This window comes from Chryseobacterium sp. c4a (genome assembly GCF_009900745.1).
Taxonomy (GTDB): domain Bacteria; phylum Bacteroidota; class Bacteroidia; order Flavobacteriales; family Weeksellaceae; genus Chryseobacterium.
Genome location: NZ_WXVU01000011.1, coordinates 25,455 through 38,287, shown reverse-complemented (window position 1 = coordinate 38,287; position 12,833 = coordinate 25,455). Strand labels below are relative to the sequence as shown.

General features: G+C 33.6%; 10 protein-coding genes. 5 read left to right on the top strand and 5 right to left on the bottom strand.

Features of this window, described 5'->3' with window-relative positions:
• Positions 1–134: 134 nt before the first annotated feature.
• Positions 135–1,520, bottom strand: a complete 1,386-nt coding sequence (gene mnmE / locus GTR01_RS14620) for a tRNA uridine-5-carboxymethylaminomethyl(34) synthesis GTPase MnmE (RefSeq protein WP_160138553.1) — start codon at positions 1,518–1,520, stop codon at positions 135–137.
• 348 nt (positions 1,521–1,868) lie between these two features.
• Here mnmE and GTR01_RS14615 point away from each other — a divergent pair, with 348 nt between their 5' ends.
• The 3 genes from GTR01_RS14615 to GTR01_RS14605 all read left to right on the top strand — a co-directional run bounded on the left by GTR01_RS14615 (position 1,869) and on the right by GTR01_RS14605 (position 4,060).
• Complete coding sequence (locus GTR01_RS14615; RefSeq protein ID WP_160138552.1) at positions 1,869–2,114, top strand: hypothetical protein; 246 nt, start codon at positions 1,869–1,871, stop codon at positions 2,112–2,114.
• Between the two features lie 358 nt (positions 2,115–2,472).
• On the top strand, positions 2,473–3,525 hold the full coding sequence (locus GTR01_RS14610; protein ID WP_160138551.1) for a hypothetical protein: 1,053 nt from the start codon (positions 2,473–2,475) through the stop codon (positions 3,523–3,525).
• 19 nt (positions 3,526–3,544) lie between these two features.
• Positions 3,545–4,060 carry a hypothetical protein gene (locus GTR01_RS14605; protein WP_228452246.1) on the top strand — a complete coding sequence of 172 codons (516 nt, stop codon included), beginning with the start codon at positions 3,545–3,547 and terminating at the stop codon, positions 4,058–4,060.
• An 817-nt stretch (positions 4,061–4,877) separates the two neighbouring features.
• Here the strand turns inward: GTR01_RS14605 and GTR01_RS14600 are convergent.
• Positions 4,878–6,305 carry a LuxR C-terminal-related transcriptional regulator gene (locus tag GTR01_RS14600; protein ID WP_160138549.1) on the bottom strand — a complete coding sequence of 476 codons (1,428 nt, stop codon included), beginning with the start codon at positions 6,303–6,305 and terminating at the stop codon, positions 4,878–4,880.
• A 462-nt stretch (positions 6,306–6,767) separates the two neighbouring features.
• Complete coding sequence (locus tag GTR01_RS14595) at positions 6,768–7,238, bottom strand: Lrp/AsnC family transcriptional regulator (RefSeq protein WP_160138548.1); 471 nt, start codon at positions 7,236–7,238, stop codon at positions 6,768–6,770.
• Between the two features lie 143 nt (positions 7,239–7,381).
• Here GTR01_RS14595 and GTR01_RS14590 point away from each other — a divergent pair, with 143 nt between their 5' ends.
• Positions 7,382–8,770, top strand: coding sequence for an MFS transporter (locus GTR01_RS14590; protein WP_160138547.1), 1,389 nt, complete (start codon positions 7,382–7,384; stop codon positions 8,768–8,770).
• Positions 8,771–8,883: 113 nt separating this feature from the next.
• Positions 8,884–9,630 (top strand): metallophosphoesterase, encoded by a 747-nt coding sequence (locus tag GTR01_RS14585; protein WP_160138546.1) that lies wholly within the window; start codon positions 8,884–8,886, stop codon positions 9,628–9,630.
• Between the two features lie 86 nt (positions 9,631–9,716).
• Here the strand turns inward: GTR01_RS14585 and GTR01_RS14580 are convergent, their stop codons facing one another.
• Both GTR01_RS14580 and GTR01_RS14575 read right to left on the bottom strand, forming a co-directional pair.
• A complete protein-coding gene (locus tag GTR01_RS14580; RefSeq protein WP_160138545.1) occupies positions 9,717–10,697 on the bottom strand; it encodes a hypothetical protein in 981 nt (326 codons plus the stop codon).
• A gap of 10 nt (positions 10,698–10,707) precedes the next feature.
• On the bottom strand, positions 10,708–12,771 hold the full coding sequence (locus GTR01_RS14575) for a phospholipase D-like domain-containing protein (protein WP_160138544.1): 2,064 nt from the start codon (positions 12,769–12,771) through the stop codon (positions 10,708–10,710).
• Positions 12,772–12,833: the final 62 nt, after the last annotated feature.

Here is a 12,833-nt window from a genome sequence, read left to right as displayed (position 1 = left end):
CATGTCTTTTTACCCTCGCTGGCGAGAGCGTAATGCTCGTTGCTCATTATTTCATAAAATATAAACACAAAAAAAGCGAGTTAACAACTCGCTCTAATTTTTATAAAAATCTCAATTATATCGTCTCAAAACATCTACTTTCCGATACAAAACTTAGAAAAAATATTTCCAAGCACTTCATCGTTGGTAACCTCTCCTGAGATTTCTCCAAGGTGTTCCAGGGCGTTTCTTAGCTCATAAGCCAGTAATTCCGTAGAAATTTGGAAAGAAATAGCTTCTTTTACCTTATTGACAGCCTCTAAAGACTTTTGTAAAGCCTCAAAGTGACGCTGATTAATAATGACTACATTATTTTCTTCCGATTTTAATTGTTCAACGTAAGATGATAATTCATTTTTAAGATCCTGAATATTTTGGTTCTCAACTGCAGAGATTTTAATGAAATCAAATTCATGCGAGATAGCCTTCCTGAAGATATCTTCTACCGTTTCGTATTTTGTTGGAGTAACTTCATCAATCTTCGTTGCGCAAATAATTAATTTTAGATCATCTCTTAATAAAGACTGGATCATTTCAATATCTTCGGAAAAATCTTCTGTAGCAGCATCAGCCAGATATACTAGAATATTAGCGTTTTCGACCTTTTCTTTGGCTTTTTTTACTCCAATTGCTTCAATTTCATCCACTGTTTCACGCAATCCGGCAGTATCAATCAAGCGGAAAGCATGGCCTTTAATATGAAGAACTTCCTCAATAGTATCTCTCGTGGTTCCTGCGATATTGCTTACAATAGCCCTTTCTTCTTTTAATAAAGCATTAAGTAGCGTAGATTTTCCTGCATTAGGTTTTCCGATAATCGCAACAGCGGTTCCGTTTTTAATGGCATTTCCATATTGGAAGCTTTCAATAAGAGACATCAGTTTTGTATCAATTTTATCCAGCAATCCGCTTAAAACAGTTCTGTCAGCGAACTCCACATCTTCTTCTGCAAAATCCAGTTCAAGCTCTATAAGAGAAACAAAATTCAGAAGGTCTGTTCTTAATAACGAAATTTCATTAGTGATTCCACCCTTTAATTGGTTGATGGCTACCTTTCTGGATGCTTCGTTTTCCGAAGCAATCACATCTGCAATCGCTTCTGCCTGAGAAAGATCAATTCTTCCATTAATAAAAGCACGAAGGGTAAATTCTCCGGCTTTAGCCATTCTGGCGCCATTTTTAATAAGGGTTTCAAGAATACGTTTTCCAATATGCGGTGAACCGTGAAAAGCAATTTCTACAGAGTTTTCTGTAGTAAAACTTTTCGGTGCCAGGAAAATAGAAAGCATAATTTCATCAATTGCTTCTTCTCCATCCATAAAATAACCGTAGTGAATGGTATGGGACTTTTGTTTCTCCAGTTTTTTCGCTGGAAAACTTTTCTGAACTATAGGCAAAACATCATTTCCGGAAACTCTGATAATGCCTAAAGCACCAATTCCATTGGCTGTAGCCAGGGCACAAATAGTATCGTTATTCATGCGGCAAATTTACGCTTTTTAATGCAAATTTTATAGAGGCCGCTATATGTATTGTCTATACTTCTTATCAGGCAGTCGTGGTTCATAAATATTGTCTATTGAAATTACCCTTTAAATAAACTGGTGAAAAAGCCATGAAATTTTTAAAAGCGACTGTAAAATGTTGAGGATTTTTAGAACCCAGAAAATCATTTACTCCGTTTACAAATACTTTATCATCCAAGAGAAGTCTTTTGGCTTTCTGTTTCGGGAATTCTAACAAAATAGAATGGAAATTCCCCTTAAAACGGAGGTTGATTATGCTGATAGCGCAGATATTGAATTCAAAGCTGATAGGGCATTTTAAGATTGAATTATGATCAGATTGATACCATCATAGAGGCAGTAGGGTGTAAAAGTAACTTTAATTATATCAATATTCCAGGATTGCTGGATGGAAAAAAGGAGTCTATTCACATCAATGGTGTCGCTCTGATAGATAAATTTTATTATGATGGCTTTCCCTGGCTGGTCACCCGGAAATCTGAAATTATTTATGGTATACAGGAGGATTTTAGGAGGATTTTTGCTCTCATTAGAGAAGGTATTTCTTAAATATACTATGCTGATACATATAGGTTTAGGTTTTCTGATTTTTCTTTTTTCTGAGACTTGTCAACTGCTATATATCCATTACAATATTGAATTTTTAAATAATATAAAATGACTTCTTAAATATATTTAATTTTGATTTATTTAAGACATTGCCTATCAATAAGTTGTTTATGTTGTAGAATTAAACGCAGTAAAAAAATATTTTTGATGAAAATAAATTTCGGCATGGTATTGTATTGTTATTTATAATAGTAAGAGAGTTTGGTATATTAATTGTTGAGTAGGGATTCGATGATGTAGAAAATTTGATGATTTCTCATTAAAATGTGAATAATTTGTTAATTTAGCATAAAAATATATGAATAACTTAAATTTTTTCGATATTAATAAAAAATTGATTTTTTTATTAATGGTTGCCTTTTACGGTATTACCTATGCCCAGACCTGTACACCTTATACGGGACAGCCAATGGTAAGCGGAACAACTTACTGTCTTAATGGGAATCTTACTGTAGGGACGAATATCAGCATCCCAAATGGTGCAACACTTATTGTTCAGTCTGGACAGTTGCAGTCTGTTAATATTCAGGTGGACGGAGTTTTAGAAATTGGAGACGGAGCAAGTGTTAAGTCTAATGGATCCATTCTTATAGGTACTTTTGGAACGAACCAAAATTCAAAAGTTAAATTGGGTACTAAATCATTTTTATCTCTTGTAGGATCAGTAGTACAGGGTGATACTTCATTTATGGGAACTTATCCCAATGTAAGTTCTACTCTAGAAATGGGAACCAATAGTGTAGTGGAGATATGTGGTACATTTACTCAGCAGTCAACAACTTATCCTTTTATTAAATATGTAGGTCTTCCTACTGGTAAAGCTTATTGTATTGCTAAAGGAGATGTGAGTGGTGGTAATGGATCTGTTTTAAGTAATGACAGTCAGATTATAGCTATTGCAATGGCATCTGTTACCAGTCTTGGCCCTGGAGCTGCAAGTTTCTGTGGCCCGAATGCTACATCAGCTTTATGTCCGTCTCTTTGGCCAAAAGGATTATCTGATGATAAATCAAGTTGTGGTAACGCACCTACAATTATTGATGATATGGATAGTTTTTGTACAAAACCGGGAGCAACAGGAACACCAGATGGTTTTACCAAGTTCGGAATTACCATACAGCAAAAAAACAATGCTTGGCCAGAAAATATTCCTAATGGTTTTGTTGCCATGGAAGCAAAAGATAAAGGCTTTGTAATCACAAGAGTTCAGCATGTAAGCCAGACTCCACAGCCAGGAGATGCTATTGCAGATCCTAAAGAAGGAATGTTGTTGTATGATATACAGGATAAATGTGTAAAGCTTTATAATGGTACTGAATGGAAGTGCGTGGTGAGAAGCTGTAATGATTAATTTAAAAATTGATAAAAGGATGAAAAATATAAAAAATATAAGCATAGCCCTTGCTCTTGTTATTTTTAATCTTTCTGTTGCCCAAGTAGCTATTGGAAAGCAGACGGTAGATGGCAGCAGTACGGTTCTTGATTTCAATAATGTATCCGGGAACACAAAAGGATTGATCCTTCCGGCTACTTCGGGTCTTCCTACAGGATCTTTAGTGAATGGAACATTTGTCTTTGATGTTAATGATAATAAAGTAAAGGTTTATGAGAATGATGTATGGAAGCCTCTATCTGATGCAGGAAGCTCAAATAGCATTGTGGTAAACAATTCTGCAGAGCTAGGGAAAGGGGTTGTAATCGGGGCATCATCCAGTACTGCAGATGGAGTATTGGTGTTGGAAGCTACGGATAAAGCAATGATCCTTCCTCAGATCGCTACTCCGCATATTAATGTAAAGAATCCATATCCGGGAATGGTATGTTATGATACAACCAGTAAATCATTGGCGGTATTTGACGGATCAGTCTGGAATTACTGGAAATAAATAATCTTGATATGAAATAATTTCCGGGAAACCGGTTTATATAAGTTTATAATGTGTATTGAAACAGTGGTATATGAATATATACTGCTGTTTTTTTTGTCGTATTTTATAAAAAAATAAGAGACTGCTGCTTTTAAAGGGCAATCTCTCATTTAAACAAATAATATAAATTGTAATATTCTCAATTTTTTATGAACGGACGAAGATCATAATGCTGAGACATTGTTTCATCATAGGATGTTGTGTTAAATAGGCCTCTCTTTTATTTGTGTTTCTAGTTAATATTATTTGTTTTTTTGTAAAAACGCTCACCCCTCCTGGTTTTCATCACTTGTGTTTTTCATTTGTGTTCTTAATACTTTTTTAGATTAAATTAAGTAGTTGCAGAGGGGGAGGTTTTATAATTATTCTTGAAATTATTTATGTTTGTTTTTAGTAATACTCTTAATTGTATAAGGTTTATATTTTTCACATGGCAAACATATTCAATAATGTGAGGATTTTCCAAAAAACAACATACGACATAGCTACACTATGGGTACTACCTTGTGTTTAATTTGTTGATATATAGGTTTTTGTGTTTTGTTTGGGAACGGTTTTGCAATTTATTTTTATGATATTAAAGTTGAATGTTTTGAATAGAAGTATCATTCCTAACTTTGAAAATCGATTGTTTTTTCAATAAAAAGATTCTTTATAATGTAAATTTTATATTAAATATTATGTATTGAATATGATAAAAAAATAAAACTGTAGTTTATCAGATATAAAAAATCCTGCCGTTGAGCAGGAGGGTATTGATGGTGATATTTTAAATCTACAAAGAGGTAAAAAAACTATAAAGATCAGTTTCAGAAGGAATATCAAGTTTCTTTCTAAGCCTGCCTTTTTTAGTTTGTACTGATCTGTGTTGTATAAAAGTAAAATCTGCAATGTCTTTTGAAGAGAAGCCTAGCCATATCATAGCACATAAAGACAGTTCTGATTTTGTCAATTGTGAATTGATTTTTAAAATATTCTGAAATAAACCAGGATTGATCTCTTCAAATCTTTTGATAAATTTAAGATCATTAGTTTTAGCAAGGTCTAATAATTCTGCGAAATCTTCCTTCGATATTATTCCCTTTGATGAGAATGCTAAAGCACTAGATCTTTCAGAGAGTTGATCCTCCTTTTTATATTTTCTGTTTCTGATCAATAAAAATAAAATAATACCCGTGACAAGAGCAAATATTCCGATGAAAATAAAGATGAGATTAGTATTACTCTCGCTTTTTTCTTCAATGATTTCACTAAGGGAAAGGTCAATGGCTTCATTTCCGGATAATTTAAGCTTCTGATCCAGATCTTCAGCCTTGGAAGTGTAAACTTCCTCCATTTTACGATCATTAAGACTTTGGTAAACGAAAGCAATCTGTCGATAAAGTCCAGGTAATTTATTGATTCTTTTAGTTTTGACTAAAATGTCTGAAGCTTTTTGATAAAAGTTTAATGCTTTCTCATATTCCTTTTTTTTAGAAAGGAGATCAGCATAAAAAGAGTAAATAATCCCTTGTCTTACGGTTCCGTATTCGGCTTTTTTAAGAAGGCTTAATGCTTTGTTATTGTATAAAGTGGCAGAATCAAGATTTTTGGTTTGTTGTAAATGATAATTACCAATCAACGATGCATTGAGAGCTGAAGGGTCTACACGGAAGCCTTTGTGGCGGTAAATCAATGCCGAATCTCTATATGATGAGGAAATAAAATCTGCTCTTTGTTCATACATATTTCCTAATAACCATCCTTTTTTATCCAGTTTTTTACCATAATAAATGGCTTTAGCATTGTAGCTTAAAGCGGTATTAACTAATCCTGTAACATAATTGATCTGACCATACTCATGATAAAGTTTAGCATAAAGGAAATTGTCATTAAGATGGGTGATGATTTTTTCAGCTGATTTCAGATAAGCATGGCTTGTCTTGTATTTTCCCATCATACCATAAGTATTGGCAAGATTAATATAACCTAAAGCTTCTCCTTTTAAATATCCTCCTTGCTTGGAGAGGTTGATGTTTTCATTATTAAGAGTGATGAGTTCCTTGTCTTTTCCTTCAAGTCTTAATTTTTCATTTTTTTGAAGTAAAGCGTTATCGATTTCTTGGGTGTTGATTTTTTTACTGCAGCTACATAAAGAGATTGCAATAAACAGATATAAAAATAAAGGGTAATTTTTTAAAAAAGGATCACTTATACAGCTCATGGGGTGTGATTTTGTAATCATTTACATAATGATGAAATTATTTTCATAATCTCAATCTTGATACTTTCGTATGAAAAGATATATTGCAGCTTTTCATAAGCCTGTTGTTTCAGTTTTAATCCGTTGTAAAACTGTATGGATTCCTCTTATATTGACGTGAATTTTTTGGTATCATGATACCGGACAACCTATTACAGTTGCCTGAATTAATAAATTTAGTGCTCATCATTTTTTTTGTAACTTAAATAAAATTCCCCCTTTTTTATAAGGTGAAATTTGAAGAACTAAAGTACTAAAAAATAAACAAGCAGCCAATACCTACCTGATGTATTGAAAACCTAAATGTTGGAATTGTTTACGCTAGTTTGTTGAGATATAGTATGATACTGGGTTTTTGTGTATGAGTTGGCAGGAATTGTGTTGTCAATACATTAATTTGTAGAATACAGGCTTTTAGGAGAGTTATAAAATTTGAGCACTTTCCTTAATACTGCTCATTACGAAAATACTTTTCGTCTGGCCAATTCCTTCAATTTCAGATAGTTTATTGATGAAAAATTCGTGAAATTCATCCATATTGGGAGCAAGGATTTTAAGCATAAAATCAAAATCTCCGCTGATATTATAGAATTCTACAACCTCTTTTAATTTTCCAACCTCTTCAATGAATTTTCCAGCCGTTTTTTTATTGTGAACATTCAATGCGATCATACAAATGACCATCATCCCTTTATTTACTTTTTTGCGATCTACTACAGCTGTGTATTCCCTAATGATTCCCAGTTTTTCCATACGCTTAATCCGTTCATGAGTAGGTGTTGGGCTTAGATTGATCCTGGCTGAAATGTCTCGTACACTCATCTTTGCATCTTTCTGAAGAAGTCGTAGGATGGAAAGATCTTTTTCGTCTGAGATATAATTTTCTGTTGGCATTTGTTCTGTTTTTATAGGGTTACTTTTGTTGTTTCAGTAGTTTTGTTCTTTTGATTTGTTATGTGTGGTATCTTTGTTCCAAATTTAATGTAAAATTTTCAAATACGTTCTGTTAATTTTAATTTTGCAGGAAATTTGAATATATGGATACAAGGAAAAATATAATATTAATTTTAGCATCGGTAGGAACCTTTGTAGAGGCGTTGGATATTGCCATTATTAATTTAACAATTCCTTCTATTCAAGAGCAGTTCCATATCGGAGCAGGAACTGTACAGTGGTTGCAGACTTTGTACGTATTGTTCTTTGGAGGTTTTTTAATCATTGGCGGAAAGCTTTCTGATCAGATTGGAAGAAAGAAAATGTTTTTATTGGGTGCCTTTATTTTTATGTTGACCTCATTAGGAGCAGGGCTTTCTGAAAGTTTCAGTGTATTAGCAATATTCCGTGCTTTGCAGGGATTAGGAGCCGCGCTAGTAATGCCGGCAGCCTTATCGATTGTAACCAATACTTTCAGAGAAGAACAGGAGAGGAATCGTGCAATTGGTATTTTCAGTTCCTTTGCAGCAATTGGTTCGGGAAGTGGCCTTTCAGTAGGAGGGATTATCAGTACCTATTTAAGCTGGCATTGGGTTTTTCTTATTAATGTTCCGATTCTTTTGATTACTCTCATTTTGTCTTATTATTATCTACCAACAGATGAGAAGAATGAGACTCCACAGAAAACAGATGTAATTTCCGGAATATTAATGGTGCTAGGGCTTTTAAGCCTTACCTATGGAACCCATGAACTGGTTCATGTTAAAGAAGAACCGTTTCTTGTAATAGGTTCTTTAGTAACAGCGGTAGTGTTATTACTAATGGTATTTTTCAGATTGAGAACTGTTGCTGAGCCGTTATTTGATTTAAAATTATTCAGACATAGTTCATTAGTGGTTTCTAATGCTGCTTTCTTTACCTTAGGAGCATTTTTTATCGGGTTTTTATTCCTGATTTCATTAATGCTTCAGAAAGATATGGGGTATAGTGCAGCTTCTGCAGGATTGATGCTTGTTCCGTTCAGTGTTTTATCAGCTTTGACAGCTAAATTTATTTTACCACATATTGCCAAGCGATTGAGTTCGTCTCAAATGGGAATATTGGGTTGGGCTTTTATGCTGGCTGGTGGGATACTGTTGTTAATTTCTGTGTATACAGGGCATCCTCTAACTGTTGTTTTATTAGGAGCGGCTTGTATCTCAGGAATTGGAATGACGTTCTGTTTTACAGCGCTTTCTGTAATGGGAATTCAGGATGTTGAACCTGCTAATTACGGATTGGCATCAAGTTTGACTTCTACTACTTACTTCCTTGGAGCGGGGATCGGACTGTCGTTTATGACTTTAATGAGTCAGGTTTTTCCTTCAAAATTTGCGGTGGGAAGCTTGAATCTGATCGTATTGATTAGTTATGCTCTTCTAGCCCTCGGAATGTTATTCTATTTTATAGTAAAAAGCTTAAAAGTGAAGCAGACAGAAATAGCTGTTTCATAATAAGCGACCTTAAAATTACACAAACTATATGAGTGAGGAATCGGTGTCTAGGCATGGGTTCCTTTTTTTGTTTTGTTTTTTAGGATGGTGTTATTCTTTATTACTTTTGTATCATGAGAATACAAATCATTAGTGATCTTCATCAGGAGTTTGGGCGGACTGAATTATGTTTTGATAATGCAGATGTTATTGTTCTGGCTGGAGATATTAATTTGGGAACGAAAGGAATAGAATGGATTAAAGAAACGATCTCTGATAAGCCGGTTATTTATGTTCTGGGAAATCATGAATATTATAAAGGTTCATACCCTAAGACACTCCATAAAATAAAAGAAGCTGCTGAAAACTCTAATGTTTTTGTGCTTGAAAATTCATGGGTAGATATTGAAGGGATACGCTTTCATGGGACTACTTTATGGACTGATTTTTCAATCTTTGGAAACCCTGTGGAATATGGAATGCTCTGCCAGCCGAAAATGAATGATTATAAAATGATCAAGCGCGATCCGTCTTATTCAAAAATGAGAACGATAGATACCTTTAAGATTCATCAATTTTCAAAAATATGGCTGCAAGAAAGTCTGGAAATTTCAAAAGAGCTTACCAATATAGTGGTTACCCATCATGCTCCGAGTATTCAATCTGTGCCGGAACATTACAAAAAAGATCCATTGACTTCTGCTTATGCATCCAATCTGGAGGAGATGATTCTTGAATATCAACCGTTATATTGGATTCATGGCCATATTCACACGCCATGTAGGTATAATATTGGGAAAACAGAAATCATTTGTAATCCTCACGGCTATATAGATGAAAAGGATAACGGCTATGAGAAGGAATTGATTGTTGAGATATAAAATACAAATAAAAAATAGTGAAAAGAGAGCGATCGGGATAAGTTAACTTCCTTTGCTCTCTTTACTCTATTTACCATTCCATTTATCTAAATATTTTCCATAAATCTTTTTAACGCTTCGTAAGCTTCTGTTTTTTGAGAGAAGGTTGGATAGATTTCAACTTTTGAAGCTCCGGAAGCAGTCAGCCATTGCGACCAGAGAATTTTCATAATCTCAAAGTCTGTTGGTTGTAGGGTGCTGGCTCCATTTTTGTCTAAAGATCGGTCTGTTATTTCCAAAACCAGTACGGAAGTATTGCGGAGTGGAGTCGAGGTTTTTCTTATCAGATATTCAGGTTTTGATTTGATGAATTCTTCCAGATTATGACTTCCGCTTTTCAAATAACTTTCTCTTATTTTTTTTATGGTTTTCTGATCCAGAGTATATTCGGAAGTATTATTTGCGCTTTCAATATAGCCATCGGTGAATAAAACGATGATATTTCTTGTTCCTTTGATAATTGCCTGATTGTTTCCGATGTCAACTTTTGTATCAGGGGTATTAATAAGAGAATTACTTACGGTTTGGTTAAAATAATTCCAGACATCAGAGCCTGATAGATTTTGTAAAGAGTAAGTGTAGATTTTTGAAAGATTATTTTTTAATAAAGAGATGTCTGACTTGAGTTGCCCTCTTTTATAATCTGAAGACTCACGTTGATTATTTTTGAATTTTCTGAAATTAATTTCTAACTTTTGAGTATCTGCAATATTCTGATTCAGGATTCCCCGGTTGATAAAATCAATTTTATAGGTGTCCAGTTGGTTCATTTGTCTATTTTTAATTTTTAGAAGACTTTCTATATTGTCAGCAATATTGTTGATGAGTACGGTGTCCTGTAATGGCTTGGGGTGAATCTCAGCGTTGATTCTGTTAGATAAATCCGGAACAATGAGGACGTTATAATCGTAAATTTTTGGGATATCTGATGATGAATCAGCAGAAGGTGTGTTATTCTTTTTGCAACAATTTGAAAGTGTAGAAACAGATAATAGAGCAATGAAGCTTAATATGAATTGTTTTTTCATCTTAGTAAAATTAGTTTTGAGCGAATTCTGAAGTGAATTGTTCATGAAATGCAATGACATTAAGCCAGTTTTCACATTCTCTGATAGCTTCAGTCGTTTTAACTTCTGCTTTATTGATAGAGTAAATTTCATATAAATATTTACTCCAGCCTTCCATGAAAATATTTACTCTGTTTTCCATTTCCGTTTTTGAGATAGGAAGCCTGTCGTTATCTACCTGGCTTTTATAGATCTGAGCCAGATTTTCTACTTTCTCTTTGAAGGTAAGGAGAAGTTGTTTAAAGTTATTTATTTTGGTATTAGTTAAAATAGGAAACTCCTGAAGTTGCTTATTTAAAATGATATTGTTTCTTTCCAATCCCTGGTTTTCACTATTTAATTGGCCGTTTTCCTCTTTAAAGGCATTCATTTGTAGTTGAAGCACTTCCTTTTCCTCTTCTAATTTTTTTACAATAAATTCGGTTTTCTCCTGATGATGTGTTTTTGTTCTCTTTTGATGAGAATGATAGAGTTTATTGATAACCAAACTGAAAAGATAAACTCCTAACGTTCCTAAGGTAAAAACAAGAAGGAAGTTTTGGGAAAATACAATTTCAGAAAATGAAGACTTTTTATCTGTCTGGTTGGTGAGGTACTCTATATCATTGATATTTTTAGCAACCTTGTAGGCGATAAAGCAGTCTACCAGGAAAATCAATATCAAACCTTTGTTCTCTTGGATGATTTTGTTGATTTTTAAAAGAATGTTTTGAGGTTGGTTCGCTATTTCAAAAGGTGTTTTATCGGGCTTAATTAACTTCAACATACCTAATGCTAATGGAATGCTTACAAAAAGAAAGAGAAACATAATCCCGCCCACTCCTTTATTCCAAATCTTGGTAATAGCATGGGCATTGAAAACTTCGGGTATTTCTGTGACAATTCCTTTTCTAAGTTCAGAGAGAATATCTTCTTTTGAAAAGATAAAAATATAGGCTACAGAAGAATAAAAGACGAAAATATACAAGATCAGCATCACCGTAATAAAACTTAAAAGTGAAGTTAAAGGCCAGTTGATCGGAGGCATAACAAAATCTACTTTTAACTCATTGATCTTTTTTATCAAAACATCAATTTTATCTTGTATAAAAGGGATTTTAATAGATGTATTAGTTTCTATGCGATGTTTTTTATCTTCAATTTCCTTCTCTGTAGTATGGATTGTATCTTTTATATTTTGCGTCTCAGAAATGAGGTTGTATTGTAGTGTATCGATCTCATTCTGAGTTTTCATTTCTACATTGCTGATGCTTACTTTAAGTTGCTCTTCAATTCTGTTTTTCAATCTTGTTTTCTTCTCAGTGATCACTTCAATTTCGTTAATGAAATTTGAATAAAGGCTATCCATTGCCTGAGGGAGTACCTGATGATCTCCCTGGTTTTCAAAGGCTCGCTGATAAGCATTCTCTTTCAGAAGATTTTTGTCAAAGGATCCTACTTCGGTAGCAATGATGTTGTCTAGTACATCTTTAAATTCTTTTAATGACTGTTCCTGGAAGTTAAGTGATTGAACTTTTGTTTCATTAGGGAGTTTATTCATTGTTGGTTTCTCAAATGTTTTTTCCTCATTTTCTATTTCTTCAATGCTGAGCCCGCTGTTCAATTTCTCAATTCTGTTTTTGATGGTGAAAAAGCTTTCTGTAAGTTCGTTGATTGTTTTGGGGTAATTGGTAATTAAAACCTGTTCATGATTATTTTTGGCATTGTTTGACCAATTGTATGAACCGGAAATTGCTAAGGCTCTGTCAATCACACAAAATTTAAGATTCATCATTCCATAGCCTATATTCTTTATTTTTGTGAAATTCAATCCCAGTTCAACAAGCAGATCGAAGTCAAGCTTTTCATTGTCTGGTTGATCAGAGAGAATAAGTGATACTGTTATGTTTTCTTTAAGCTTATCGCGGATGATATGGTATAAATCCTGATTGGTAAACCAGGCCATTGCAATGAGAATTTCTGATTTTGCATTGTGTAATTCTGATTTGATCCTTTCCAGAATCTCATCAGTATTAGAAATTGAGTCTTGAATCATGGTATTTATAATTAGGTTTTTATAAAAGAGTAATTAATGGTTCAAAAATAGGAACATTGAAA